The organism is Lelliottia jeotgali (assembly GCF_977070485.1).
In genome coordinates this window covers 99880-126540 of sequence record NZ_CDRVFO010000008.1, presented here as the reverse complement: position 1 = coordinate 126540, position 26661 = coordinate 99880, and the positions used below count along the sequence as shown (strand labels likewise).

The window sequence follows — 26661 nt, the reverse complement described above, 5'->3', positions numbered from 1 at the left end:
TCTGGAGCTACCATGACTGTCCCTCGTCTGCTCGTTCCCCTGAGCCTCGTCCTGCTTTCCGCTTGCGCCCAGCAGCCCAGGCAAACCGTCGAACTTGACGCTGAAAGCGAATGCCCCAAGCACCTTCAGGTCGGCCAGCCGCTCACCCTGACCCTGCCCAGTAATCCCTCTACCGGCTACCGCTGGCTGGTGCAGAACCCGGCCTCGAACATCTTGCGCAGCCTCGGCCCCGAGGTCTACAGCGCCCCCGAAGAAGCCGGCATCGTCGGCAGCGCGGGCATGTCCACCTGGCGCTTTGAAGCCCGTGCCGCAGGAGAAGGCCATCTGGTGCTGGTCTATCAGCAGCCTTGGGCCCCGGAAGTTCGGCCGGTACAGACCTTCGATTGCGCGGTTCGGGTCAACTGAACGCACAGCGCTGGTCAGCCGACCATGCATCCTTGGCGCGGTTTGGCTAGAATGCCGGCCCTGCCAATTGTCAGCCGCCTGGATTCACCGTGAGCAAACAACCCGACCGCCTTTTCGCCCAGCCTCTGGAGCAAGTTCCCGACTTCGTGTTCAACGAAGACGTGGTGCGCGTATTCCCGGACATGATCAAGCGCTCGGTGCCCGGTTACCCGACCATCGTCGAGAACCTTGGTGTGCTCGCGGCGCGCTTCGCCCAGCCCAATACCGCCCTGTATGACCTCGGCGCGTCGCTGGGCGCCGTTACCCAGTCGCTGCGCCGCCATGTGCGCAGCGAGGGCTGCCGGGTGATCGCGGTGGACAACTCCGCGGCCATGGTCGAACGTTGCCGCCAGTACCTCACCGCGCAGGACTCGATGTTCCAGGAACTGCTGCCGGTTCAGGTACTGGACGCCGACATACTGGCCCTGCCCTTCGAGCCCGCCTCGGTAGTGGCGATGAACTTCACCCTGCAGTTCATCGCCCCTGAACAGCGCCTGGCGTTGCTCAGCCGCATCCGTCAGGCATTGCTGCCCGGTGGCGCGCTGATCCTCTCGGAAAAACTGCATTTCGCCGATGACCAGGAGCAGAATCTGCTCAATGAACTGCACCTGGACTTCAAGCGTGCCAATGGCTACAGCGAACTGGAAATCGCCCAGAAGCGCAGCGCCATCGAAAACGTGATGAAGCCAGACACCCTGCACACCCACACCGAGCGCCTGCGCGCGGCGGGCTTCAGCAAGGTGGTGCCTTGGTTCCAATGCCTTAATTTCGCCTCGCTGATAGCCCTGCCATGATCGATCTGTCCCCCCTCGTCCGCCGCCTGGCGGGCACCCCACTGGCTTGCTGGTCGCAAGGCCTGCAAGCACAACTTCAAGCCAAGCTGGAGAAAGGCCACGGCGATCTCGAGCGCTGGCGCGGTGCGCTGGACGCCCTGCCGGCACTGCTTCCAAGCGAAATCGACCTGGTCGACGGCCTGCGCCTGGACTGTGACTGCGACGACGGCACCCGCGCGCAGATGCGCCAGGCCCTGATGGGCCTGTCGCCCTGGCGCAAAGGGCCGTTCGACCTGTTCGGCGTACATGTAGACACTGAATGGCGCTCGGACTGGAAGTGGTCGCGCGTGGCTCCGCACCTGGACCTGCAGGGCAAGCGTGTGCTCGATGTCGGTTGCGGCAACGGCTATTACCAATGGCGCATGCTCGGTGCAGGCGCCGACATGGTCATCGGGGTTGACCCCAACTGGCTGTTCTTCTGCCAGTTCCAGGCCGTGCAGCGGTATCTGCCCGACTTGCCGGCCTGGCACCTGCCGTTTGCACTGGAAGAGCTGCCAGCCAACCTGGAAGGTTTCGACACAGTGTTTTCCATGGGGGTGTTCTACCATCGCCGCTCCCCCATCGAGCACCTGCTGGCGCTCAAGGATTGCCTGGTCAAAGGGGGTGAGCTGGTACTGGAGACGCTGGTGGTCGAGGGCGACGAGCAGCAGGTACTGGTGCCCGAAGACCGCTACGCGCAGATGCGCAACGTCTGGTACCTGCCGTCTGTCCCGGCGTTGGAGCGCTGGTTGCGCCGTGCGGGTTTCAGCGATGTGCGCTGCGTGGATGTCAGTGTGACCAGCGTCGAGGAGCAGCGCAGCACCGAATGGATGCGCTACCAATCGCTGGGGGACTTCCTAGACCCGAACGACCACAGCAAGACCATTGAAGGGTTGCCCGCCCCACGCCGCGCAACGCTGTTGGCACGCAAATGAAAAGACCCCACCGGGACTGCGCAGCTCTTGAGGCCTGCGCTCTACCTGTGGGAGCCGGCTTGCCGGCGATGGGCCGCAAAGCGGCCCCAAATCGCATAACTGAATGGCATTAACCCATGGGCCGCCTGCGTACAGCAGCGCAGTAGACGTAGCGCAGATGATCAGCGCGAAGCTGCGACGATCAGCGCTTTCATCTCTGCCACCGCCGCCTTGAAACCTACGAACAGCGCATGGGCCACCAAGGCATGGCCAATGTTCAATTCATTGATGCCCTTGATTGCCGCCACCGCCTCGACGTTGTGGTAATGCAGGCCATGGCCGGCATTGACAATCAGCCCCTGAGCAACGCCAAAAGCGACGCCATCGACGATCCGCTTGAGCTCCTCGGCAACTTCAGTCGGCGTTTGGGCATCAGCATAACGACCGGTGTGCAGCTCGATGGCCGGGGCACCCACGCGGCGGGAGGCTTCGATCTGCCGCTCGTCGGCGTCGATGAACAGCGACACTTCAGCACCAGTGCGCGACAGGCGCTCTACCGCAGCCTTGATCCGTGCCTCCTGGCCAGCCACATCGAGGCCGCCCTCGGTGGTCAGTTCCTGGCGTGTTTCAGGTACCAGACAGATATGCGCCGGGCGAATCTTCTCGGCGAACGCCATCATCTCTTCAGTGACGCCCATCTCGAAGTTCATGCGGGTTTGCAGCACGTCCTTGAGCAGCACCACATCGCGCTCCTGGATGTGCCGGCGGTCTTCGCGCAAGTGCACGGTGATGCCATCGGCGCCTGCCTCTTCGGCATCCAGCGCGGCCTTGACCGGGTCCGGATAGCGTGTGCCACGGGCCTGGCGCAAGGTAGCCACGTGGTCGATGTTGACGCCGAGAAGCATGCGGTTGCTGTGAGTCACGAAAGGCTCTCCTGAAGATTTAGCCCCACAGCATACGACGTGCTCAGCGCTTGCGAAACAGTTCCCGGCTGACCAGCGGTTTTGGCCCCAGATGGACCGCCAACGCCTGACGCATCAGGCGCTTGGCCGCGAGCAGGGCACCAGGCGCATCCCAGTCGGCCTGGGCAAGGGCCAACAGTTCGGCACCATTGAACAAGCCGGGCTGAACCAGATAAACGCGTTCAAGGCCGGCATCGACCTGCAAGCGGTACAGCCCGTCGGCTTCGATCGGCTCGTCGCTGACGTCGTGGTCAAGCGCAAAGGCGTAACCCAGGTCTTCCAGCAGGCGCCATTCGAAGGAGCGCAGCAGTGGCTCCAGCGGGCGCCCGGCCGCCAGGGCCTGCAAGGTCAGGGCGTAATGCTCGAAAAGTTCGGGTTGTGGTGCTTCGGCAGGTAGCAGGCGCATCAGCAGCTCATTGAGGTAAAGGCCGCTGAACAGTGCATCGCCGTGCAGCCAGGCGGCGATGCCCATGCTGTCCAGACGCCCGACGTTCTTAAGCTCACTGCGTCCTCGCAGTTCCACTTCCAGCGGCACGAACGGCCGCACCAGGCTGCCACCCTTGCCCCGTGCTCGGCGCAACACCGCGCGCACGCGCCCCTGCGGCGTGAAGAAGTCCACCAGCGCGCTGGTTTCCTTGTAGGCACGGCTATGCAGCACGTAGGCCGGCTGACCGACAGGTTGTTCCATGAAGTGTGGCCTGAAAGCAGAGCGGCCCGGAGAGATCCGGGCCGCTGGAAGGGTTACAGGTCGCCGTAGCCCAGCGAGCGCAGTGCGCGCTCGTCATCGGACCAGCCGCCTTTGACCTTGACCCAGAGGTTGAGCATGACCTTGGCGTCGAACAGGGTTTCCATGTCCTTGCGCGCATCGGAGCCAATGCGTTTGATGCGCTCGCCCTTGTCGCCAATGATGATCTTCTTCTGGCCGTCACGCTCGACCAGGATCAGCGCATGGATATGCAGCACATGGCCCTGCTGCTTGAACTCCTCGATCTCCACGGTGATCTGGTATGGCAACTCAGCACCCAGCTGGCGCATGATTTTCTCACGCACCAGTTCAGCGGCCAGGAAGCGGCTGCTGCGGTCGGTGATCTGGTCTTCCGGGAAGAAGTGATCGTTTTCCGGCAGGTGCTTGGCAATCAGCGCCTCGAGCGCTTCGAGGTTGTGCCCCTGCTGGGCAGAGATGGGTACGACTTCGGCATTGGGCAGTTGCTCCTGCAGCCACTGCAGGTGCGGGATCAGCTCTGCTTTCTCGTCCATGCGGTCGGTTTTGTTGACTGCAATGATCAGCGGGCCGGTCACGTACTGAACGCGTTCGAGCACCAGTTGGTCCTCATCGGTCCAGCGCGTACGGTCGACCACGAAGATCACCACATCGACGTCTTTCAGGGCCGCCGAGGCATTGCGGTTCATGTAGCGGTTCAAGGCCTTGTCGTTGGCCTTGTGCATGCCGGGGGTGTCGACGTAGATGGCCTGAACATCACCCTCGGTCTTGATGCCGAGCATGTTGTGGCGGGTAGTCTGTGGCTTGCGCGAGGTGATCGCCAGCTTCTGGCCGAGGATATGGTTGAGCAAGGTCGACTTGCCCACGTTGGGGCGGCCGACGATGGCCACGTAACCGCAGCGGGTCGGATTGTTCTCAGTCATTGCCATTCTCCACGCCCAGGGCGATCAATGCGGCGGCGGCGGCGACTTGCTCGGCAATACGCCGGCTAACGCCCTGGCCACGGCTCTTGTTGTTCAGCAGCACCACTTCGCATTCGACGAAGAAGGTACGGCAGTGCGGTTCGCCCTGGATGTCCACCACCTCGTAACGAGGCAGCTCACAGCTACGCGACTGCAGGAACTCCTGCAGGCGGGTTTTCGGGTCTTTGTTGGTGTCGACCAGGGTCAGGCTTTCGAACTCGTCAGTCAGCCAGGCCAACACGCGCTCGCGGGCGGTCTGCATGTCGGCATCAAGGTAGATGGCGCCGATCAGGGCTTCGAGGGCATCGGCCAGGATCGACTCGCGGCGGAAACCGCCGCTCTTGAGTTCACCGGAGCCCAGGCGCAGGTACTCACCCAGGTCGAAACCGCGAGCGAGCCGGGCCAGGGTCTCGCCCTTGACCAAGCGGGCACGCAAGCGCGACAGCTGGCCTTCGCGGGCCTGCGGGAAGCGCTCGAACAGCGCCTCGCCGGCCACGAAGTTGAGAATGGCATCACCGAGAAACTCCAGGCGCTCATTGTTGCGCCCGGCGTAGCTGCGATGGGTCAGGGCCAGCACCATCTGGTCCTGGTCTTTGAAGGTGTAACCGAGCTTGCGCTCGAGACGGGCAAGGGAAGCACTCATGCAGCCACCCGTTGGTTGTTCAACGCGTTGTTCAAATCAACATCCTGAAAGACTGTTTGGCTGTGGCCCGTCGCGGCGAGCAACGAATCTCTCGATCCCTGAGAACACAGCCTATGTCAGAAATGCATTCGGCGCTGTCTGCTGGACAGCGCCGAAGGGTATCAATGGATCAGGCCGACCCGCGACAGGTTGGGCAAGTGGCTGAGCTTTGGCTCTGGCCAGCTCATCCAGACCGCGAAGGCCTTGCCGACGATGTTCCGGTCCGGAACCATGCCGTGCAGTTCCTTGGGAATGTTCGGGTCATCCCAGTAACGGCTGTCGTTGGAGTTGTCGCGGTTATCGCCCATCATGAAGTAATGGCCGGCCGGCACGGTCCACTGCTGGTCCGGCGGCATGCGATAACGGGTCATTTCCTTGCGGATCAGGTGCTCGGCTTCGCCGAGTTTTTCCTTGAACAGTTCGGCGCTGCCCAGGGTACCTGGCTCGGCGCCAACCAGTTGCTCGGCAACCGGCTGGCCATTGACGAACAGCCGCTTGTCGCTGGTGTAGCGGATCTGGTCGCCAGGCAGGCCCACCACACGCTTGATGTAATTGACGTTCGGGTCGCTTGGGTAGCGGAACACCATCACATCACCGCGTTGCGGGTCACCCACCTCGATGACCTTCTTGTCGATCACCGGCAGGCGAATGCCGTACGAGAACTTGTTCACCAGGATGAAATCGCCCACTTCCAGGGTCGGTTTCATCGACCCCGAGGGGATCTGGAACGGCTCTACCAGGAACGAGCGCAGCACCAGTACGATGAACAGCACCGGGAAGAACGACTTGCCGTACTCGACCAGCAGCGGTTCCTTGTTCAGGCGCTCGACCACGGCCATTTCTGGCTGAGTGACGCTACCCTGGTAGTTGGCGACTGCCGCTCGCCGGCGCGGGGCCAGGAACAGCAGGTCGATCAAGCCCAACAGACCGCAAACGGCTACGGCGATGACTAGCAACAGCGGAAAATTTAGCGACATAGGACCTAGCTATCCAACCTGAGCACGGCGAGGAAGGCTTCTTGTGGAATCTCCACGTTGCCCACCTGTTTCATGCGTTTCTTACCGGCCTTCTGCTTCTCCAGCAGCTTTTTCTTACGGCTGACGTCACCACCGTAGCACTTGGCCAGTACGTTCTTTCTGAGCGCCTTGACGGTTGTCCGCGCAATGATCTGGCCGCCAATGGCTGCCTGGATCGCCACATCGAACATCTGCCGAGGGATCAGTTCCTTCATCTTCTCGGTCAACGCACGGCCTTTGTAGGCCGCGTTGTCGCGGTGCACGATCAATGCCAGGGCATCGACCTTGTCGCCGTTGATTAGTACATCCAGCTTGACCAGGTTGGCCGACTGATAGCGATCGAAATGATAGTCCAGCGAAGCATAGCCGCGGCTGGTCGACTTGAGGCGGTCGAAGAAGTCCAGCACCACTTCGTTCATCGGCATGTCATAACGCACCTGCACCTGGCTGCCGAGGAACTGCATGTCGCGCTGTACGCCACGCTTCTCGATGCACAGGGTGATGACGTTGCCCAGATGTTCCTGCGGCACCAGGATGGTCGCGGTGACGATCGGCTCGCGGAAGTCGGTGACAGACGAAACATCAGGCAGCTTCGACGGGTTGTCGACAACGATGGTTTCGCCGGTCTTGAGTTCCAGCTCGTAGATCACGCTCGGAGCCGTGGTGATCAGGTCCAGGTCGTATTCGCGCTCCAGGCGCTCCTGGATGATCTCCATGTGCAGCATGCCCAGGAAGCCGCAACGGAAGCCGAAGCCCAGTGCATCGGAGCTTTCGGGCATGTACTGCAGCGACGAGTCGTTCAGGGTCAGCTTCTGCAGGGCGTCGCGGAAGTCCTCGAAATCGTCGGAGCTGACCGGGAACAGGCCGGCATAAACCTGCGGCTGGATCTTCTTGAAACCTGCCAGCATTTCGACTTCTGGGGTCGAGGACAGGGTCAGTGTGTCACCGACCGGCGCACCATGGATGTCCTTGATGCTGGCAATGATGAAACCTACTTCACCGGCTTTCAGATCAGCGGTCTGGGTATGTTTCGGGGTGAAGACACCCACGCTGTCGACCAGGTGCACCTTGCCGGTGGACTTGACCAGGATCTTGTCGCCCTTCTTGACGCGGCCCTGACGCACGCGCACCAACGAAACCACGCCCAGGTAGTTGTCGAACCAGGAGTCGATGATCAACGCCTGCAGCGGGGCATCGATCTCGCCCACAGGCGCCGGAATGGTGTGGACCAGGCGTTCAAGCACCTCGTCGACGCCCATGCCGCTCTTGGCACTGCACGCCACCGCGTCGGTGGCGTCGATGCCGATGATCTTCTCGATCTCGTCCTTGACCCGATCAGGGTCGGCCTGGGGCAGGTCCATCTTGTTCAGGACCGGCATGACCTCAAGGCCCTGCTCGATGGCGGTATAGCAGTTGGCCACGGACTGGGCTTCGACGCCCTGGCCTGCGTCCACCACCAGCAGCGCACCTTCACAGGCCGCCAGCGAACGCGAGACTTCATAGGTGAAGTCGACGTGGCCGGGGGTATCGATGAAGTTCAGCTGGTAGGTCTTGCCGTCCAGCGCCTTGTAGTGAAGCGTGACGCTGTGGGCCTTGATGGTGATCCCGCGTTCGCGCTCCAGGTCCATGGAATCCAGAACCTGAGCTTCCATTTCGCGTGCCGACAGGCCACCGCACATCTGGATGAAACGGTCGGCCAGCGTCGACTTGCCATGGTCGATGTGGGCGATGATGGAGAAATTGCGGATATGACTCAAATCACTCACGGGTCAACACTCGAAAAGGCTGCGAGCCGGACGCCCGCCGAAAAATAGCCGGGAATTGTACCTCAACCAGCAGGGATATGGGAGATTCCTCTGACGCACGATACAGGCTGACTCCCGCCAAGAATTGTGAACTCTCATGAAAAAGGGCAGCCGAAGCTGCCCTTTGCGACTGGCAAGCCGGCTTATTCAGCAAGCTTGAAGGTGATGAAGCTCGCCCGGCCCTGGCGCAGCACGCGCATGGAGACCGAACGGTTCTTCGGCAGGTCCTTGGCAATTTCGGTGAACTGCTTGGCCGAGGCGATCGCCTGGTTGTTCAAGTGGCTGATAACGTCACCCGGACGCAGGCCAATCATGGCTGCCGGGCCATCCTGGACTTCCTTGATGACAACGCCACCCTTGAGCTCCAGCGACTTCTTCTGCTCGGCGGTCAGGTCAGAGACGGAAACACCCAGGCGGTTGCTGCTGCGCTCTGCGCTGCCATCGGCACCCGTACCGGTACCGATATCGGCATCGTCATCAGGCATCGCACCAATGGTCACATCCAGGTTCTGGCGCTTGCCATTACGGATGATCTCAAGCTTGGCCTTGGCGCCAGCCTTCAGGGTACCTACCAGATGCGGCAGGTCGGCCGACATGACGATCGGCTGGCCGTTCATGCTCAGGATCACGTCGCCCACCTGCAGGCCGCTCTTGGCTGCTGGGCCATCTTCCAGCACCTGCGCCACCAGGGCGCCGGCCGGCTTGTCGAGGCCGAAGGATTCAGCCAGGTCCTTGTTGACCTCCTGAATGACCACGCCCAGCCAGCCGCGGCTGACCTTGCCGTCCTTCTTCAACTGGTTGGAGACATCGATCGCGACATCGATCGGGATGGCGAACGACAGCCCCATGAAACCACCCGAACGGGTGAAGATCTGCGAGTTGATACCCACTACTTCGCCATTCATGTTGAACAGCGGCCCGCCGGAGTTGCCCGGGTTGATGGCCACGTCGGTCTGAATGAAGGGCACGTAGGTGTCATTGGGCAGGGTGCGGCCCTTGGCACTGACGATACCCTTGGTCACCGAATGATCGAAACCGAACGGCGAACCGATGGCCAGTACCCACTCACCTACCTTGAGCTTCTCGGAGTCGCCCAGTTTGACGGTGGGCAGGTTCTTGCCGTCGACCTTGAGCAGGGCCACGTCGGTGCGTGGGTCGGTGCCGACCAGTTTGGCCTGCAGTTCGCTGCGATCCGACAGACGGACGATGATCTCGTCGGCATCGGCAACCACGTGATTGTTGGTCAGCACATAGCCGTCACTGGAAATGATGAAGCCTGAGCCCAGCGACTGGGCCTCGCGCTGGCGGTCACCACGGGGCGAACGCGGCTGTTGCGGCATGTTGCGCTCGAAGAACTCGCGGAACATCGGCGGCAAGCCTTCGAGGTCCGGCATCTGACCGGCAGCAATACGGCGGTCAGGCAGCTTTTGCTTGGTACTGATGTTGACGACGGCCGGCGAGGCCTGCTCGACCAAGGTGGTGAAGTCCGGCAGGGCCTCCTCGGCCTGGGCGCTCAGCACCTGGCCGAGCATCAGCACGGCGGCGAACATCGATAAGTAGGATTTCAAGCGTGGTATTGACATACGGCTCCCGTCACAACGAGCGTAGTTAGCGTAAGACCGCCTGCAAAAGCAGGAAAGGCCAGACTCCAAGAAGCCTGACCTATAGAAAATTTACAGATGGATTGCAAATGACAATGCTTTAATTTCATTTCAGCCGCATGTCCGTGCGCCTTGGCATGAGCCGAAAAAGGGCGCCATTACTGGCGCGCCTGAGCATCCTGTGGCCGCATCGACAATGCGACGCGCTCTGCAGTACCCAGCGGAATTTCGCCGACCACGGTGACCATCACCTTGCCCTTGGGCGTGTTCAGGCGACGTGAAACGGCCGAGGTAGGGCCCAGTTGAGTACGCACATCTGCACTGGCATCTTCCGTGACCGGCTCCAGAAATACCGAGAAGCGCGCCAGCCCGTCGTCGTACATCAGACTGCTGATAGTGCTATTGCGAGAAGGGTCACGCCGTACGGTACTGTTGATCAGCTCGAAACCCGGCGGCAACCAGTCCGAGCGCCAGCCTGCAACGGCCTCGGTCTTGGTGCTGGCCACACGCTCCACCGGTTTACAGGCGGCACTGGCCTTCAAATCGGCATCGGTAGGCAGGTCATCGGTATCAAGGCGCGTCATCTGGAAGCGTTCGAGCAACTGCCCCTTATCGTTGAGCATCAACGAGCGCAGCGGCAGACCGGTCTTGCTGTCCAAGTGCAATTCGAAAGCGTAGCGATGCTGGTCGCGAGGGGTAAGCGTGACAATGACCGCGTCGCGTCCGGCGACCCGTGCCTTGCCTGCTACAGCCAAATCGTACCAGCTCATCAATTTGAGGGGGTCAAGCATGCGCGGTGCGGCATCAGGCAAGTTGCTCACGCCACTAGCCAATGCACCACTGACACATTGCACCTTGCCGTCCACGCGCACGATTTCCTGGGCGGCACCGTCAAGCTGGAGCAGCCGCTCGCTGACCTTGCCGTCCTGAACCCGATGCCAGATGTCGTGGGAGGAAAAGCTGCCGTTTCGTTCGTAAACGAAGGAGCCCTGGTAACTCTGCTTTTGTTCGGCCTGTGCCAGCTTGTTCAACCATTCGCTTGCCTCAGGCGACGAATTGGCTGCCAACGCTGGCACCGTCATGCAACTGCCTACAAGCAGCGACAAGAGAGGTAGCGCGCGCATGATCCTCCTTACTTAGCGGTTTTCCAGGCTGGCGGCGCGGGCATACGGCAGGGCAGTTTCAGTACCCTTGAGCGCGGATTCCTGCGCATGCTGACGCAGGTACCCCGGCAGACGCTGATCCCAGCCAGCCTGGTTCTGCAGCACGCCATTGGCCATCGGCCCGGTCGGTTGCTCACTGCTTTCACTATAGCCTGCCAAAACAGCCGGGCCCTGAGTTTGTGGCATGCTCAGGCCTTGCTGGGCAGGTTGTTGCGCAGCCAGCTCAGCGCCGGTGATCTCGTCCTGGTTGTACATGCGCACGCCAGCCAGCACAGCAACGGTGACCGAGGCGGCAACGGCCAGGCGGCCAATACTGCGCCACGGGCCTTGCTTGACCTTGGCCGGTACGGCTTCGTCAGCCAGGGCGGCAGACACCGCCGAGGCGATATCCAGTTTCGGCAGCAACAGCTCCTTGTGCATCGCTGCGCGGGCAACCTGGTAACGCGACCAGGTGGCACGGGTTTCGGCATCGTCGACGGCGCTCAGCACCCGTCGCAATTCCAGTTCGTCCGCTTCGTTATCCATTACCGCGGACAGCGATTCCTGCAAAGCTTCACGACTCATGGCGGTTCCTCTCTTGGCTGTCGCCGCTGTCTCAGGTTTCCTGCAACAACGGCTGCAGGGCTTTGTCTATGGCCTCCCGAGCGCGGAAGATTCGAGAGCGCACGGTACCCACCGGACATTGCATGACACTGGCAATGTCTTCGTAACTCAACCCGTCGAACTCACGCAGGGTCAATGCCGTGCGCAAATCTTCAGGGAGTTGCTGGATTGTGCGATGGACTGTGCCTTCGATTTCATCCCGCAACAGGGAGCGCTCTGGGGACTCGAGATCCTTGAGACCATGATCGCCGTCGTAAAACTCCGCATCCTCGGAGCTCACATCGCTGTCTGGCGGCCGTCTTCCACGGGACACCAGATAGTTCTTCGCCGTGTTGATGGCGATGCGGTACAGCCAGGTATAAAACGCACTGTCACCGCGAAAATTGCCGAGCGCACGGTAGGCCTTGATAAAGGCTTCCTGCGCCACATCCTGGGCCTCGTGGGTATCGTGAACGAACCGCACGATCAACCCGAGAATCTTGTGCTGATACTTCAGCACCAACAGATCGAACGCTCGCCTGTCACCGCGCTGCACGCGCTCTACAAGCTGCTGATCCTCTTCCTGGGTTAGCATGAACACTCCTCAGTGAACTCGAAGGAGCGTTGCATCAGCCATCGTTCAGGCTTGCAAACATAGACTCGGGCTTTTCGCAAAAGTTCTCTCCTCCAAGCAAGTTTCCTGCGGCCCTTGACTGGCTCGCACGGAAGACGCGGCGCGGGCAAGGCCGGCAGCGTCGATAATCAGGTTTCGGATACGCAGGTGTCAGCCCGGATAGAGCCGCCGCCACGCGTCGCCGCGCGAAATGATGGCGCACGGGCAGCCTTCATAGGATTTCCAGCCATGTAGGAAAGTTCCCACGAAGATTGCCCTCACGTCGCAAGTGGCATGGAAATTGGCCACCGCAGGCTGCTATAAAGGCAACCCGGCCTCTATTCACGATAGTTTCACAATGCCATCTACGCGTGACTATTGTGCCGTGCCCCCTCTAAAGATTACTAGTGTCCCGACATGAGCCAACAATTCCAACATGATGTCCTGGTGATCGGCAGCGGCGCAGCCGGTCTCAGCCTGGCACTCAACCTTCCCGCCCACCTGCGCATCGCCGTACTGAGCAAGGGCGACCTGGCCAATGGCTCGACCTTCTGGGCCCAAGGTGGCGTGGCCGCGGTGCTGGACGACACCGATACCGTGCAGTCCCATGTCGAGGACACACTCAACGCCGGTGGCGGCCTTTGCCACGAAGACGCCGTGCGATTCACCGTCGAGCACAGCCGCGAAGCCATTGAGTGGCTGATCGAACAGGGCGTGCCCTTTACCCGCGATGAGCACTCCAGCGTTGACGATGGCGGGTTCGAATTTCACCTGACCCGTGAAGGCGGGCACAGCCACCGACGCATCATCCATGCTGCCGATGCCACGGGCGCGGCCATTTTCACCACGTTGCTTGAGCAAGCCCGCAAACGCCCTAACATCGAACTGCTTGAGCAACGTGTAGCGGTCGACCTGATTACCGAGCGGCGCCTGGGCTTGCCCGGCGAGCGATGCCTGGGCGCCTATGTGCTGAACCGCAACAGTGGTGAGGTGGATACCTTCGGAGCGCGCTTTACAGTGCTTGCCACCGGCGGTGCCGCCAAGGTCTACCTGTATACCAGCAACCCCGATGGCGCCTGCGGCGATGGCATCGCCATGGCCTGGCGCGCCGGCTGTCGGGTTGCCAATCTGGAATTCAACCAGTTCCATCCGACCTGCCTCTACCATCCGCAGGCCAAGAGTTTCCTCATCACTGAAGCCCTGCGCGGCGAAGGCGCCCTGCTGCGCCTGCCCAATGGTGAACGCTTCATGCCGCGCTTCGACCCACGCGAAGAACTCGCACCGCGCGACATCGTGGCCCGGGCCATCGACCATGAGATGAAGCGCCTGGGTGTGGACTGCGTCTACCTGGACATCACGCACAAGCCGGCTGACTTCATAAAAAGCCATTTCCCGACCGTCTATGAGCGCTGCCTGACCTTCGGTATCGACATCACCCGCCAGCCGATCCCGGTAGTGCCCGCCGCCCACTACACCTGTGGCGGGGTGGTGGTCGACGATCGCGGCCATACCGACGTACCGGGCCTGTACGCCATCGGCGAGACCAGCTTCACCGGCCTGCACGGCGCCAATCGCATGGCCAGCAACTCGCTGCTCGAGTGTTTCGTCTACGGCCGTTCCGCTGCCGCGGACATCGAGGCCCGTCTGGCGCAGATTGCCATGCCCAAAGCCCTGCCATGCTGGGATGCCAGCCAGGTCACCGACTCGGATGAGGATGTGATCATCGCGCACAACTGGGACGAACTGCGGCGGTTCATGTGGGACTACGTGGGCATCGTGCGCACGAGCAAGCGCCTGCAGCGTGCCGAGCATCGCGTGCGCCTGCTACTGGACGAAATCGACGAGTTCTACAGCAACTACAAGGTCAGCCGCGACCTGATCGAGCTGCGCAACCTGGCACAGGTGGCGGAGTTGATGATCCGCTCGGCGATGCAGCGCAAGGAAAGCCGCGGGTTGCATTACACCCTGGATTACCCCGGCATGTTGGCTGAGGCCAAGGACACCATACTGAGTCCGGCCTGAAGATCGGTACCCCTTCGCGGTTAAAACCGCAAAGGGGCGACCCGGCACCTGCCTAGCGGGTCGCGACCTCAGCCCACCTGCGCCGGCTGAATTTGAGCCGTACCCGCAGACGCCGATGCTGATCCGCCCCCAGGGCATCCCCGGCAACGCATTGGCTCTCGCACAGCCAGTGCCCAGGCCTTGCGAACCGCACTACCACCAGGCCCGGCAGCGCCACGCTGTCGCGACACAGTCGCACCGCCTGCCAGCCCCCCGCACGGCTGAAAAGCTGCCAGCCAGAAGCATCCCGACGCAGGCCAGTGACGGCTTGAGCATGGGTCAGCAGTATGCGTCGGGGGATCACCCACCCGGCATGGGCCAGACAAGCGACTGAGGCAGGAAGGGAAAACCACCAAGGCAGTGCACCCAGCCACAAGGCAAGCAACGCCAGCACCTGGCAGATCAGGTAGGCCGTCAGCAGCAGGCGCGAGCCCTGCCAACGGCACTCGAAACACTCACTTGGGCTGGACACGGTCCAGAATGATGCGGACCATGCGCTGTAGCTCCGGGTCTTCGGACTCGGTACGCTCCATGAACCAGCCGAACATGTCCTGATCCTCACAGCTCAACAGGCGAACGTAGAGTTCGCGGTCGGCTTCGCTCAGGGTCGGGTAGACCTCCTGGGTGAAAGGCACCAGCAGTACGTCGAGTTCAAGCATGCCGCGGCGGCTGTGCCAGAAAAGCCGGTTGAGTTCAGTTTGTTCGACCATGGGGCCCTCCTCAAATGGGCGGCCAGTATACAGCCAGGCGCACGAAGCGGCACGAGGCGTTGGTCTAGTCACCTACCTATTTTGTTACTGGCGTTCTATGATGGCCGCCAGTCTTTAGCCACCGCGATCCCCCATGGCCGATTCCGCTTTCTACAGCCCTCTGTCCCACGAGGGCATCCTCGCCGTCCGCGGCTCCGACGCCGGCAAGTTCCTGCAGGGCCAGTTGACCTGCAACATCAACTACCTCAGCCCCGAGCAAGCAAGTCTGGGCGCCCGCTGCATGGTCAAGGGGCGCATGCAGTCGAGCTTCCGCATCCTGCCCGAAGGCAACGGCTACCTGCTGGCCATGGCCAGAGAACTGCTCGAGGCACAGCTGGCCGACCTGAAAAAATACGCCGTGTTTTCCAAGGCCACGCTCAGCGACGAAAGCGCCGCCTGGGCGCGTTTCGGCCTGCAGGGCGGTGATGCGGCGCTGCGGGCCTTGGGTTTGAAGGTGCCGACCAGCGCTGGCGCCACCGAACGCCATGAAGGCCTGATCGCCGTGGCCGTTTCTGAGGGTCGCGTGGAACTTTGGGTTCCGGCGGACGCCGCCGCCAGCGTGCGTGAAAAACTGGCAACCGCATTGCCTGAAGGGCCTCTCAACGACTGGCTGCTGGGGCAGATCCGTGCTGGCATCGGCCAGGTCATGGGCCCGACCCGTGAGCTGTTCATCCCGCAGATGATCAATTTGCAGGCGCTCGATGGCGTGAGTTTCAAAAAGGGCTGTTACACCGGCCAGGAAATCGTTGCGCGCATGCAGTACCTGGGCAAGCTCAAGCGACGTCAGTACCGCTTGCTGCTGGACCAGCAGGATATTCCTGCCCCGGGTGCGCAAATCTTCTCGCCGACCCATGGTTCATCGGTTGGCGAAGTGGTCATTGCGGCCACCACGGGCCAGAGCTGCGAACTGCTTGCGGTACTCGGTGCCGAGGCCGTGGAAGACGACAACCTGCACCTGGGCAGCCTGCAAGGCCCACGCCTGAGGGTTTCGAGCCTGCCTTACGAACTGGATCGCGACCGGGAAATCCAGCGCTGACCAGCCCGCCACCCCTGCTGTAGAGAAGTACATGAACAAGCTGGCCGAGATGGTTCAAGCACAGTTGCTGGCTGCCATCGCCAACGATGACCTGGTTCTGCCTACCCTTCCGGAAGTTGCCCTGAGCATCCGCGAGGCCGCCGAGGACACGGAAATCAGCGTTGCTGCCCTGAGCAAGGTGATTGGCCGCGATGCGGCCCTCTCCGCCCGCCTGATCAAGGTGGTGAACAGCCCACTGCTGCGGGCGGCGATCGAGGTCACCGACCTGCACACGGCCATCACCCGCCTGGGTATCAACTACAGCTGCAACCTGGCCATCGGCCTGGTGATTGAGCAGATCTTCCATGCACGCTCACCGGCAGTTGAGCAAAAATTAAGGGATATCTGGGCAAACAGCCTCGAAGTTGCGGGCATCAGCTATGAAATCTGCCGCCGCTTTACTCACCTCAAGCCTGACCAGGCCACCCTCGGCGGCCTGGTCAACCAGATCGGCGCGCTGCCAGTACTGATCTACGCCGAAGAGCACAATGAACTGCTCTCCGACCCGGTCTGCCTGCACTACGTGATCGAGCAGATCCAGCCTGTGCTGGGCGACAAGATCCTTTCGTCATGGGAATTCCCCGAGCAACTGGTGAATTTGCCAAGCCAGGTGCAGGACCTGGACCGGCGCACCGACAAAGTCGACTACATCGACGTGGTGCAGATTGCCCGCTGCCTAAGCCAGCGCGGACGCAGCAGACCGTTGGCGGCATTGCCCGCCTACCGGCACCTGGGGTTGCCGTTTGGCACGGAGCTGGAGATTGGCGAACTGCTGGAAGCGCGGAGCATGCTGCGCTAGCCAGCGCCATGTCCGCCAAAGGTTCTACGCAGGCAAGAACTCAGTCAGCGATAAAACTCACACGTACTTTCAACCCCCCATTCTCGCCGTCATGCAGACTGATCTGCGCCAGGTGCGCGCGACAGATCTCACCGACAATCGCCAACCCCAAGCCAGTCCCCTGGGCACTGCGGCGATAGAAACGCTCGAACACCCGTTCGCGCTCATCTTCGGGAATACCGGAACCATCATCTTCGACCTCCAGTACCGCTGGCGCCAAGACCCGCAAAATCACATTACCGCCCGCAGGGGTATGTGCCAGAGCGTTGTCCACCAGGTTGCTGAGCAACTCATTGAGCAAGGTCGGCTCCCCCTTGATCCATACCGGCGCCGTGGCCTCCAGCGCCAAGGCCACACCCCGTTTATGCGCCAGAGGTGCCATGGCCATGCCCAGCTCGCGGGCCAGCTGGCTGAGGTCCAGGCGCTGAGCGCCACCTTCGGCGATTGCCCGAGCGCCATTCTCCACCCGTGCCAACGATAAAAGCTGGTTGGCCAGATGGGTCAGCCTGTCAGTACCTTGGGCGGCAGACTCCAGCGTCTGGTGCCACTCTTCGGGCTGCTTGGAGCGCAAGCCCAATTCGACCCGTGCCTTGAGCGCTGCCAAAGGCGTGCGCAGTTCGTGGGCGGCCTCGGCAATGAACTGCGCCTGGCGCTCGAACTGCCCTCGCAAGCGTTCGGTGAAGTGATTCAAGGCACGCACCAGCGGGTCAAGCTCACGCTGCACCTGCACCAGCGGCAGCGCGCGCAGGTCATCCGGCTGGCGATCTTCCACGGCTTTGCGCAGACGCTCCAGCGGGCGTAGCGCCGCACTCACTGCGAACCAGACCATCCCCAATGCCCCCAGCGCCAGCATGCCCAGGCGCAGCAGGGTATCGGCCATCAGCCCGCGGGCCATCCTCACCCGCGCCTCCTCCGTCTCGGCCACACGAATTTCAGCCATGCCGTTCATGTTCGGCTCGCTGACCGCCTTGAGCAGACTGACCACGCGCACGTCCTGCCCGAGGTAGGTGGCGTTGTAGAAGCGCGCCAGCGCCGGGTAATCGTCGGTACGCGGTGTGCCCGGCGGGGGTGGCGGCAGGTTCTCGTAGCCCGAGATCAGTTTCTGGTTTATGTCCAGCACCTGGTAGTAAATGCGCCCGGCACTGTCGTAGGCAAACGTGTCCAGCGCCACGTAAGGCACGTCCGCGCTGAGCGTGCCGTCTCGCTGGGACAGGCCGGCAGCGATGGTCCGCGCCGATGCCAGCAAGGTCCGGTCATAGGCGGTATCGGCAGCCTCGCGGCCATTCCAGTAGGCGCTCAGGCCGCTGGCCAGCATCAGCACTACCAGCAACAGCGCCAGGTTGCCCAGCAAGCGCCCGCGCAGGCTGCCATTGTCACGCATCACGGTGCTCGAGCAGGTAGCCCAGGCCGCGGAACGTGACAATGGCCACCGACTGGCCGTCGAGCTTCTTGCGCAGGCGGTGGATGTAGATTTCGATGGCGTCGGGGCTGGCCTCTTCGTCGAGGCCGAAGACCTGGGCGGCCAATTGCTCCTTGCTCATCACTCGGCCGGGGCGTGCGATCAGCGCCTCAAGTACGCTCTGCTCACGGGAGGTCAGGGTCAGGTTGTCCTCGCCCAGGGCGAACCGCCGGGTATCAAGGTCATACACCAGCGGGCCGCAGCGCTGCTGGCGCTCACCACCGAGCACGCTACGCCGCAGCAAGGCCTTGACCCGTGCTTCCAATTCGGTCAGCTCAAAGGGTTTCGCCAGGTAATCATCGGCGCCAAGGTTCAGGCCATGCACCCGGTCCTTCACATCGCTGCGCGCGGTCAGCATCAGCACCGGCAGGGTCTTGCCGCGCCCGCGCAGGCGGGCCAGCACTTCAAAGCCGTCCATGCGTGGCAGGCCCACATCGAGCACGGCAACAGCATACTCCTCGCTGGCCAGGGCCAGATCGGCGGCCACGCCGTCATGCAGCACATCCACGGTCAAACCATGGCTCTTCAGGGCCTGGGCCACGCTTTCGGCCAGTTGTACGTGGTCTTCGACCAGCAGCACACGCATCGGATTCTCCCTGCTCGGGTGGGGCGGTGGCGCGGAGTGTACCGCTGTAGCCCGGTCTGTGAAGCCCCTTGTAACAAACCTTTCAGGCTGAAAGGTTAGCGAAAGGTTCGTTACCTAGCATCGCACCACGGTCGCCCTATGCGCCGAAAAAAGCACCAGCAAGGTGCATCGAATAAGAACAATAACGGAGTCATCCTCGATGCTGTCATCGCAGCCGCAGGCGTTCGCGCCTACCCGTTCCCTTTCCGCACGCCCATACGCATGCGCTTGCGCCTTCGCGCTTGCCGGCGTCGCCCCGATGAGCCAGGCCGCCTTCTTCGAAGACAGCACGGCAACCTTCGAAACCCGCAACATGTACTTCAACCGCGACTTCCGCGACGGCACCAGTGCGCAGCAATCCAAGCGCGACGAATGGGCTCAGGGCCTGATGCTCAACTTCGAGTCCGGCTACACCGACGGCACCGTGGGCTTTGGCCTGGACGCCTTGGGCATGCTCGGCATCAAGCTCGACTCAAGCCCCGACCGCGCAGGCTCCGGTCTGTTGCCGACCCACGATGATGGCAAGGCCGCCGATGAGTACTCCAAGCTCGGCCTGACAGGCAAAGTGAAAGTGTCCGAGACCGAACTGAAAATCGGCACGCTGATCCCCGAACTGCCGACCCTGCAGCCCAACGACGGGCGCATCCTGCCGCAGACCTTCGAGGGCGGCCTGGTCACGTCAAAAGAGATCAACAACCTCACCTTCACCGGCGGGCGCCTGGAGAAGGCCAAAGATCGCAATGACACCAACTGGGAAGACCTCGCTCTGAACAACAAGAATGGTCGCTTCGGCGGCACGTTCTCGGCAGACAACCTAGACCTGGCGGGCGTCGACTACCAGTTCACCGACCGCATCACCGGCAGCTACCACTTCGCCCAACTCGACGATATCTACCGCCAGCACTTCCTCGGCATGATCGCCACCCAGCCTTGGGGCCCAGGCACCTTCGGTGCCGACCTGCGCCTGGCAGTGAGCGACGATCAGGGCCAGGCCAAGGCCGGCAACATCGACAACACCACCGTCAACGGCATGTTCAGCTATGCCTTGGGCGGGCATAAAGTGAGCGCCGCCTACCAACACCTGTCAGGTGACAGCGCCTTCCCTTATGTCGATGGTGCCGACCCGTACCTGGTCAACTTCGTGCAGATCAACGACTTCGCCGGTGCCGACGAGCGCTCCTGGCAAGTGCGCTACGACTACAACTTCGCGGCGTTGGGCGTCCCCGGCCTGACCTTCATGACCCGCTACATCAACGGCGACAACGTCAGCCGCGCCGATGGCAGCGAGGGCAAGGAGTGGGAGCGCAATACCGAGTTCAAGTACGTGGTACAAAGCGGCCCGTTGAAAAACGTCGCCGTGCGCCTGCGCAACGCCACCTTCCGTTCGAACTTCGCCCGCGATGCCGACGAAGTGCGGCTGCTGGTGAGCTACAGCGTCGCCCTGTGGTAACCCATAACAACAACGCTCACGGAGATAGACGATGACCTTTTCACTGCGCCGCCTCGCCCTGGCTACCGGCTGCCTGCTGCTGGCCGGCAATGCCCTCGCCGCCGAACCCAAACGCCCCGAATGCATCGCCCCGGCCTCGCCCGGCGGCGGTTTCGACCTGACCTGCAAATTGGTGCAAAGCGCCCTTGTGCAGGAAAAGATCCTCAGCAAACCGATGCGCGTCACCTACATGCCAGGCGGTGTCGGCGCAGTGGCCTACAACGCCGTGGTAGCGCAGCGCCCGGGCGATGCCGGCACGCTGGTGGCGTGGTCCAGCGGCTCCTTGCTCAACCTGGCCCAGGGCAAGTTCGGCCGCTTCGACGAAAATGCCGTGAAATGGCTGGCGGCGGTCGGCACCAGCTACGGCGCCATTGCCGTGAAAAGCGATTCGCCCTACAAGACCCTCGATGACCTGGTCGCAGCGCTGAAGAAAGACCCGAGCAAGGTGGTGATCGGCTCCGGTGGCACCGTCGGTAGCCAGGACTGGATGCAGACTGCCCTGATCGCCAAGGCCGCCGGCATCAACCCCCGCGACCTGCGCTACGTGGCCCTGGAAGGGGGCGGTGAAATCGCCACCGCGCTGCTAGGTGGCCACATCCAGGTCGGCTCCACCGACATCTCCGACTCCATGCCACACATCCAGAGCGGCAACATGCGCATCCTTGCGGTGTTCTCGGAAAACCGCCTGGACGAGCCGGAGATGAAAGACATCCCCACCGCCAAGGAACAGGGTTACGACATCGTCTGGCCGGTGGTGCGCGGTTTCTACCTTGGGCCGAAAGTGAGCGATGAAGAGTACGCCTGGTGGAAGGACTCCTTCGACAAGATGCTTGCCTCTGAAGACTTCGCCAAGCTGCGTGACCAGCGCGAGCTGTTCCCGTTCGCCATGACAGGTGACGAACTGGACGGCTATGTGAAGAAGCAAGTGGCGGACTACAAGGCACTGGCCAAGGAATTCGGCCTGGTTCAGTAAGCCTGGGTGCCGATACTGGCCCCATCGCCGGCAAGCCGGCTCCCACAGCTACAGCGTTGCTCACACCGTGGGAGCCGGCTTACCGGCGAATAGGCCTGCACGGCCACTGCAACCTCAATGAGGATTCCCAATGATCCTGCAACGTATCTTCGCCCTGGCTTTGCTGGCGGTGTGCGCCGCCCTGGCCGTGATGGCCTGGCCCTACCAGGCGGCCTTTTCCTACGAACCGGTCGGCCCACGTGCCTACCCGCTGTTGATGCTTGGCCTGATGAGCCTGGGCCTGCTCTATCTCGCCATACGCCCCACGCCCATCGTGCACAAGGACGACGAGCCTGCGCTGGACCGCGCAACCCTGACCAAGATTACCGCCTGCGTCGGCCTGCTGCTGGTCTTCGCCAGCACCTTTGAAGCCTTGGGCTTCATCATCAGCGCCATCTTGGTTGGCATCCCTATGGCCCGCTTGTACGGCGGCCGCTGGTTGCACAGCACCCTGGTGGTGGTGGGCATGAGCCTGTTCCTCTACTGGCTGTTCGACCGCGTGATGGATGTGCCCCTGCCCCTCGGCCTGCTGAGCGTACTGGAGAACTGACAGATGGATACCTTGAGCTACCTGGGCCAGGGCTTCGGCGTCGCCCTGACCCCCTACAACCTGGTTACCGCCCTTTCGGGCACCCTCATCGGCACCGTGGTCGGCCTGCTGCCGGGCCTGGGCCCGATCAACGGCGTGGCGCTGCTGATCCCGATCGCATTCGCCCTCGGCCTGCCCCCAGAGTCGGCACTGATCCTGTTGGCAGCGGTGTACCTGGGCTGCGAATACGGCGGGCGGATTAGCTCGATCCTGCTGAATATCCCGGGCGAGGCCTCGACCGTGATGACCACCCTCGACGGCTACCCGATGGCCCGCAACGGCCTGGCTGGCGTTGCCCTGTCGCTGTCGGCGTGGAGTTCGTTCATTGGCGCACTCATCGCCACCTGCGGCATGGTGCTGTTCGCCCCGCTGCTGGCGAAATGGGCGATTGCCTTCGGGCCGGCGGAGTACTTCGTGCTGATGGTGTTCGCTATCGTTGCTTTGGGCGGCATGGCCGGGGACAAACCGCTGAAGACCTTCATCGCCGCACTGATCGGCCTGTTCCTGTCAGCGGTCGGTATCGACGCCAACAGCGGCGTATACCGCTTCACCGGTGATAGCGTGCATCTGGCCGACGGTATCCAGTTCGTGGTGCTGGTGCTGGGCCTGTTCTCGATCAGCGAAATCCTGCTGCTGCTGGAGAAGACTCATCATGGGCATCAAGCGGTCAAGGCCACAGGGCGCATGCTGTTCAACTTCAAGGAAGCGGCCTCGGTGTTCGTCGTCAACATCCGCTGCGGCCTGCTTGGGTTCATCATGGGCGTGCTGCCAGGTGCGGGAGCGACCTTGGCCAGCGCCGTGGCCTACATGAGCGAGAAGCGCATCGCTGGGGAAAGCGGCAAGTTCGGCAAGGGCGATGCCCGTGGCCTGGCTGCCCCGGAAACAGCCATCGGCGCATCCTGCTGCGGCGCGCTGGTACCAATGCTGACCTTGGGTGTTCCCGGGTCGGGCACCACGGCGGTGATGATCGGTGCACTGACCCTGTACAACATCACCCCCGGCCCCCTGCTGTTCGAACAGCAACCTGACATTGTCTGGGGGCTGATCGCTTCGCTGTTCGTCGCCAACATCATGCTGGTGATCCTGAACATCCCGATGATCCGCATCTTCACCCGCATCCTCGCCGTGCCGAACTGGGCGCTGGTGCCGGTAATCGCGATCATCACCGCGATCGGTGTATACGCGGTGCACGCCACCACCTTCGACCTGTTCCTGATGGTTGGCATCGGCATCATGGGCTACATCCTGCGCAAGCTGGACTTCCCGCTGTCGCCTATCCTGCTCGGCTTCATCCTGGGCGGCCTGATGGAGCAGAACCTGCGCCGTGCGCTGTCGATTTCCAATGGCGAGCTGGGCATTCTGTGGTCGAGCTCGATCAGCATGGGCATCTGGGTACTGGTGGTGTGCATGCTCTGCCTGCCGCTGTTGCGCATCTGGCGCAAGCGTAGCCGGCAGCGTCGGGCGATGGCCGATGCCTGATCGGTCGTTGCCGCTGTACTGGGCGACAGGGCTGGTCGGCCTGGCGGGCGGGTATCTCGCCAGCCAGGTCGGCTGGCCCTTGCCCTGGATGGTCGGCTCCTTGCTGGCGATCATCCTGGTGCGCTGCCTGACGCCCTGGCAACTTTCAGAAATCCCCAATGGCCGCAAATGCGGCCAATGCATCATCGGCTTGGGTATTGGCCTGCACTTCACCCCTGCCGTGATCGAACAGGTCGCCAGCCATTTCGTGCTGATCTTCTTTGCCGCATTGCTGACCACCGTTTCCAGCGTGGTTGGCGTGTGGTTGCTGCGGCGTACCGGCGAAGACCGTGCCACGGCATTTTTTGCCAGCATGCCCGGCGGCTCCGGGGAGATGGTCAACCTCGGCGCGCGTAACGGCGCGGTGCTCAGCCAGGTGGCTGCGGCGCAAAGCCTGCGTGTGCTGGCAGTGGTGCTGTGCGTACCGGCGCTGTTCAAATTCCTGATCGGCGACGGCGTGCCGCTCAATCATGCCGGCAGCGTCAGCTGGGGCTGGCTGGCGCTGATCGCACCGCTGGGTGTGGCGGTCGGTTTCGCCTGGCAGGGCTTGCGCCAGCCTAACCCCTGGCTGTTCGGGCCGTTGCTGGTAGCCTCCACGGTAAGCCTGGCGGGCAACCTGCAGATCGCCCTGCCCGACGGTGCCAGCCAGATCGGCCAATGGTTGATCGGCAGTGGCCTGGCCTGCCACTTCAATCGCGCATTCTTCCGCCGTGCTCCGTCGTTCTTGCTGCGCACGTTGCTCGCCACTGCGCTATGCATGCTGATCGCGGGCACTGCCGCCTGGGGGTTGAGCGTGATGACTGCGCTGGATCTGCGCTCGCTGACGCTGGGCATGATGCCGGGCGGCATTGCCGAGATGAGCCTGACCGCAGAGACATTGCAGCTGTCGGTGCCGTTGGTGACGGCGTTGCAGGTGATGCGATTGCTGTTCGTGCTGTTTCTGGCCGAACCGCTGTTCAGATGCTGGGTGAAAGGCCAGCACTGAAAGCTTTGCAGGTGATCGCCGGCAAGCCGGCCACTGAGCACCGGCTCGCCCCTTAAAGCGGCGGTAACGCCCAGTTGATCGGCGCCAGGCCACGCTGTTCGAGGAAGCCGTTGGTCCGGCTGAAATGCCCGCAACCCAGGAAGCCACGGTACGCAGACAGTGGCGACGGGTGCACCGATTTCAGCACCAGGTGCTTGGTGCCATCGATCAGTTTCTGCTTGCTCTGGGCATGTGCGCCCCACAGCAGGAACACCACATTCGGGCACTGCTCGCTGACCACCTGGATGATACGGTCGGTAAAGAATTCCCAGCCTTTCTTGGCATGCGAAGCGGCATTGGCGCGCTCCACGGTCATGGTCGTGTTGAGCAGCAGCACACCCTGCTCCGCCCAGCTCTGCAGGTAACCATGGCTGGCAATGGGAATGTTCAGGTCGCGATGCAGTTCCTTGTAGATGTTGACCAGCGATGGCGGCGTCGGCACACCCGGCTGCACCGAAAAGCACAGGCCGTGTGCCTGGCCCGGGCCGTGATAGGGGTCCTGGCCGAGGATGACGACTTTCACCTGCTCAAGCGGCGTGGAGTTGAGCGCATTGAAGATCATCGGGCCTGGCGGGTAGATTTCCTTGCCGGCGGCGTACTCCTGGCGCAGGAATTCACGCAGCTGGTGCATGTAGGGCTGGTCGAACTCGGCACGCAGGGCGTTTTTCCAGCCGGGTTCAAGTTTGATGCGATCGTCGTCAGTCATGAGGCCATCCGTAAACAATGGCGCGACACTAGGTAAGCCATCCCCCCTTGTCAATCGGTCTGACCTATGGCCTGCATGATCGCCCAGGCAAGCCATACTTGAGCGATGACTTGAACGAGGTAGTCCATGGCCATTCATTGCGAGGTACTCACCGGCGCCGATGGCGCCCGCATCGGCATTGCCACACTGGATGCGCCCAAGGCGCTCAATGCCCTGAACCTGCCGATGATCGAAGTGCTCGGCGAATACCTGCAAGACTGGGCCCGCGACCCGGGCGTTGTCTGTGTATTGCTGCGTGGCAACGGCGCCAAGGCATTCTGCGCCGGTGGCGATGTACGGGCACTGGCCCAGGCCTGCCGCGATCACCCCGGCAGCGTGCCACCGCTGGCAGCCACGTTCTTTGCCGCCGAATACCGCCTCGACTATCTCCTGCACACCTACGCCAAGCCGGTGCTGTGCTGGGGCCACGGCCATGTGCTGGGGGGCGGCATGGGGCTGTTGCAGGGGGCGGGGGTACGCATAGTCACGCCTAGCAGCCGCCTGGCAATGCCGGAAATCAGCATTGGCCTCTACCCCGACGTGGGCGCTAGCTGGTTTCTTGCGCGCCTGCCGGGCAAGCTCGGGCTGTTTCTGGGGCTGACCGGCGCCCCCATCAATGCCCGGGACGCAATCGACCTGGGCCTGGCAGACCGCTTCTTTGGCGAGCATCAACAAGAAGGGCTTATCGAAGAATTGTTGCAACTGAACTGGCAAGAGCAGACCGACCTGCAGCTGAACAGCCTGCTCAAGGCGGAGCAGCACCGCGCCTATGCCGAACTGCCGGAGGCGCAATGGCTGCCTCGGCGCCAGATGATCGATGCGCTGCTCGATGTTGCAGACCCGGCGGCCGCGTGGCGTGCGCTGGAAGGGCTCAAGCAGCATGACGACCCATTGTTGGCTGATGCAGGCCAACGCCTGCAGGAGGGCTGCCCGCTCACGGCGCACCTGGTCTGGGAACAGATCCGTCGGGCCCGGCATCTGTCATTGGCCCAGGTATTCCAGATGGAATACAGCATGAGCCTCAATTGCTGCCGTCATCCCGAATTCAGCGAAGGCGTGCGCGCCCGCCTGCTGGACAAGGACAACCAACCACGCTGGCACTGGCCGGATGTTGCGCAAGTGCCGGCCGCCGTGGTCGAGGCCCATTTTGCGAAGGTATGGGAGGGGCGCCACCCCTTGGCCGATCTTGCCTGACCTGCG

The 26661-nt window shown here is 62.3% G+C and carries 27 protein-coding genes; 12 read left to right on the top strand and 15 right to left on the bottom strand.

The window, feature by feature from the left end; translation table 11 throughout:
- Positions 1-12 precede the first annotated feature (12 nt).
- From ACW4TB_RS14065 to cmoB, 3 genes are all read left to right on the top strand, one after another.
- Positions 13-405, top strand: coding sequence for a protease inhibitor I42 family protein (locus tag ACW4TB_RS14065; protein ID WP_012312998.1), 393 nt, complete (start codon positions 13-15; stop codon positions 403-405).
- Between the two features lie 89 nt (positions 406-494).
- Positions 495-1238, top strand: coding sequence for a carboxy-S-adenosyl-L-methionine synthase CmoA (gene cmoA / locus ACW4TB_RS14060; RefSeq protein WP_012312997.1), 744 nt, complete (start codon positions 495-497; stop codon positions 1236-1238).
- Positions 1235-2191 (top strand): tRNA 5-methoxyuridine(34)/uridine 5-oxyacetic acid(34) synthase CmoB, encoded by a 957-nt coding sequence (gene cmoB / locus ACW4TB_RS14055; RefSeq protein ID WP_012312996.1) that lies wholly within the window; start codon positions 1235-1237, stop codon positions 2189-2191. The genes cmoA and cmoB overlap by 4 nt, the downstream gene beginning before the upstream one ends.
- 161 nt (positions 2192-2352) lie before the next feature.
- Here the strand turns inward: cmoB and pdxJ are convergent, their stop codons facing one another.
- The 10 genes from pdxJ to rpoE all read right to left on the bottom strand — a co-directional run bounded on the left by pdxJ (position 2353) and on the right by rpoE (position 12259).
- Positions 2353-3075, bottom strand: a complete 723-nt coding sequence (gene pdxJ / locus ACW4TB_RS14050) for a pyridoxine 5'-phosphate synthase (RefSeq protein WP_420094545.1) — start codon at positions 3073-3075, stop codon at positions 2353-2355.
- A 61-nt stretch (positions 3076-3136) separates the two neighbouring features.
- On the bottom strand, positions 3137-3820 hold the full coding sequence (recO, locus tag ACW4TB_RS14045; RefSeq protein WP_012312994.1) for a DNA repair protein RecO: 684 nt from the start codon (positions 3818-3820) through the stop codon (positions 3137-3139).
- Between the two features lie 53 nt (positions 3821-3873).
- Positions 3874-4776, bottom strand: a complete 903-nt coding sequence (gene era, locus ACW4TB_RS14040; protein ID WP_012312993.1) for a GTPase Era — start codon at positions 4774-4776, stop codon at positions 3874-3876.
- Positions 4769-5458, bottom strand: a complete 690-nt coding sequence (gene rnc, locus ACW4TB_RS14035) for a ribonuclease III (protein WP_012312992.1) — start codon at positions 5456-5458, stop codon at positions 4769-4771. The genes era and rnc overlap by 8 nt, the downstream gene beginning before the upstream one ends.
- Positions 5459-5619: 161 nt before the next feature.
- Positions 5620-6474: a signal peptidase I gene (gene lepB / locus ACW4TB_RS14030; protein ID WP_012312991.1), complete on the bottom strand. Its 855-nt coding sequence runs from the start codon at positions 6472-6474 to the stop codon at positions 5620-5622.
- A 5-nt stretch (positions 6475-6479) separates the two neighbouring features.
- On the bottom strand, positions 6480-8270 hold the full coding sequence (gene lepA, locus ACW4TB_RS14025) for a translation elongation factor 4 (protein ID WP_455843005.1): 1791 nt from the start codon (positions 8268-8270) through the stop codon (positions 6480-6482).
- 191 nt (positions 8271-8461) lie between these two features.
- Positions 8462-9901, bottom strand: coding sequence for a DegQ family serine endoprotease (locus ACW4TB_RS14020; protein ID WP_012312989.1), 1440 nt, complete (start codon positions 9899-9901; stop codon positions 8462-8464).
- Positions 9902-10077: 176 nt separating this feature from the next.
- Positions 10078-11043: a MucB/RseB C-terminal domain-containing protein gene (locus tag ACW4TB_RS14015; protein ID WP_012312988.1), complete on the bottom strand. Its 966-nt coding sequence runs from the start codon at positions 11041-11043 to the stop codon at positions 10078-10080.
- A 12-nt stretch (positions 11044-11055) separates the two neighbouring features.
- Positions 11056-11646, bottom strand: a complete 591-nt coding sequence (locus ACW4TB_RS14010) for a sigma-E factor negative regulatory protein (RefSeq protein ID WP_012312987.1) — start codon at positions 11644-11646, stop codon at positions 11056-11058.
- A gap of 31 nt (positions 11647-11677) precedes the next feature.
- A complete protein-coding gene (gene rpoE, locus ACW4TB_RS14005) occupies positions 11678-12259 on the bottom strand; it encodes an RNA polymerase sigma factor RpoE (protein WP_003252049.1) in 582 nt (193 codons plus the stop codon).
- A gap of 435 nt (positions 12260-12694) precedes the next feature.
- Between rpoE and nadB the strand changes: the two genes are divergently transcribed.
- Positions 12695-14299: an L-aspartate oxidase gene (gene nadB, locus ACW4TB_RS14000; protein WP_012312986.1), complete on the top strand. Its 1605-nt coding sequence runs from the start codon at positions 12695-12697 to the stop codon at positions 14297-14299.
- Between the two features lie 52 nt (positions 14300-14351).
- On the opposite strand, the gene ACW4TB_RS13995 is transcribed toward nadB, so the two are convergent.
- Complete coding sequence (locus tag ACW4TB_RS13995) at positions 14352-14810, bottom strand: protein YgfX (RefSeq protein ID WP_254467209.1); 459 nt, start codon at positions 14808-14810, stop codon at positions 14352-14354.
- Positions 14794-15048: an FAD assembly factor SdhE gene (locus ACW4TB_RS13990; protein ID WP_008094993.1), complete on the bottom strand. Its 255-nt coding sequence runs from the start codon at positions 15046-15048 to the stop codon at positions 14794-14796. Before ACW4TB_RS13990 ends, ACW4TB_RS13995 begins: the two co-directional genes overlap by 17 nt.
- A gap of 133 nt (positions 15049-15181) precedes the next feature.
- On the opposite strand from ACW4TB_RS13990, the gene ygfZ reads away from it, so the two are divergent.
- Together ygfZ and ACW4TB_RS13980 are read left to right on the top strand one after the other, a co-directional pair.
- Positions 15182-16123 carry a CAF17-like 4Fe-4S cluster assembly/insertion protein YgfZ gene (ygfZ, locus tag ACW4TB_RS13985; protein WP_012312984.1) on the top strand — a complete coding sequence of 314 codons (942 nt, stop codon included), beginning with the start codon at positions 15182-15184 and terminating at the stop codon, positions 16121-16123.
- 31 nt (positions 16124-16154) lie between these two features.
- Positions 16155-16961, top strand: a complete 807-nt coding sequence (locus ACW4TB_RS13980) for an HDOD domain-containing protein (RefSeq protein ID WP_012312983.1) — start codon at positions 16155-16157, stop codon at positions 16959-16961.
- 40 nt (positions 16962-17001) lie between these two features.
- Here ACW4TB_RS13980 and ACW4TB_RS13975 read toward each other — a convergent pair whose 3' ends face one another.
- Together ACW4TB_RS13975 and ACW4TB_RS13970 are read right to left on the bottom strand one after the other, a co-directional pair.
- Entirely contained in the window at positions 17002-18381 is a 1380-nt protein-coding gene (locus ACW4TB_RS13975; protein ID WP_279929543.1) for a sensor histidine kinase, read from the bottom strand.
- Positions 18374-19045 carry a response regulator gene (locus ACW4TB_RS13970; protein WP_012312981.1) on the bottom strand — a complete coding sequence of 224 codons (672 nt, stop codon included), beginning with the start codon at positions 19043-19045 and terminating at the stop codon, positions 18374-18376. The genes ACW4TB_RS13975 and ACW4TB_RS13970 overlap by 8 nt, the downstream gene beginning before the upstream one ends.
- 298 nt (positions 19046-19343) lie before the next feature.
- On the opposite strand from ACW4TB_RS13970, the gene ACW4TB_RS13965 reads away from it, so the two are divergent.
- The 5 genes from ACW4TB_RS13965 (at position 19344) to ACW4TB_RS13945 (ending at position 24677) form a co-directional block, all read left to right on the top strand.
- Positions 19344-20534, top strand: a complete 1191-nt coding sequence (locus ACW4TB_RS13965) for an OprD family porin (protein WP_455842999.1) — start codon at positions 19344-19346, stop codon at positions 20532-20534.
- Positions 20535-20565: 31 nt separating this feature from the next.
- On the top strand, positions 20566-21546 hold the full coding sequence (locus ACW4TB_RS13960) for a Bug family tripartite tricarboxylate transporter substrate binding protein (RefSeq protein ID WP_012312979.1): 981 nt from the start codon (positions 20566-20568) through the stop codon (positions 21544-21546).
- A gap of 130 nt (positions 21547-21676) precedes the next feature.
- Positions 21677-22135, top strand: a complete 459-nt coding sequence (locus tag ACW4TB_RS13955) for a tripartite tricarboxylate transporter TctB family protein (RefSeq protein ID WP_204919869.1) — start codon at positions 21677-21679, stop codon at positions 22133-22135.
- A 3-nt stretch (positions 22136-22138) separates the two neighbouring features.
- The gene (locus ACW4TB_RS13950; protein ID WP_279929533.1) at positions 22139-23653 is read left to right on the top strand and encodes a tripartite tricarboxylate transporter permease; all 1515 of its coding nucleotides are present in this window, start codon (positions 22139-22141) and stop codon (positions 23651-23653) included.
- Positions 23646-24677 carry an AbrB family transcriptional regulator gene (locus ACW4TB_RS13945; protein ID WP_279929530.1) on the top strand — a complete coding sequence of 344 codons (1032 nt, stop codon included), beginning with the start codon at positions 23646-23648 and terminating at the stop codon, positions 24675-24677. Before ACW4TB_RS13950 ends, ACW4TB_RS13945 begins: the two co-directional genes overlap by 8 nt.
- Positions 24678-24729: 52 nt before the next feature.
- Here ACW4TB_RS13945 and ung read toward each other — a convergent pair whose 3' ends face one another.
- Positions 24730-25422 carry a uracil-DNA glycosylase gene (gene ung / locus ACW4TB_RS13940; protein ID WP_012312975.1) on the bottom strand — a complete coding sequence of 231 codons (693 nt, stop codon included), beginning with the start codon at positions 25420-25422 and terminating at the stop codon, positions 24730-24732.
- A gap of 126 nt (positions 25423-25548) precedes the next feature.
- Between ung and ACW4TB_RS13935 the strand changes: the two genes are divergently transcribed.
- Positions 25549-26655, top strand: a complete 1107-nt coding sequence (locus tag ACW4TB_RS13935) for an enoyl-CoA hydratase/isomerase family protein (protein ID WP_279929528.1) — start codon at positions 25549-25551, stop codon at positions 26653-26655.
- The last annotated feature ends 6 nt before the right edge of the window (positions 26656-26661 follow it).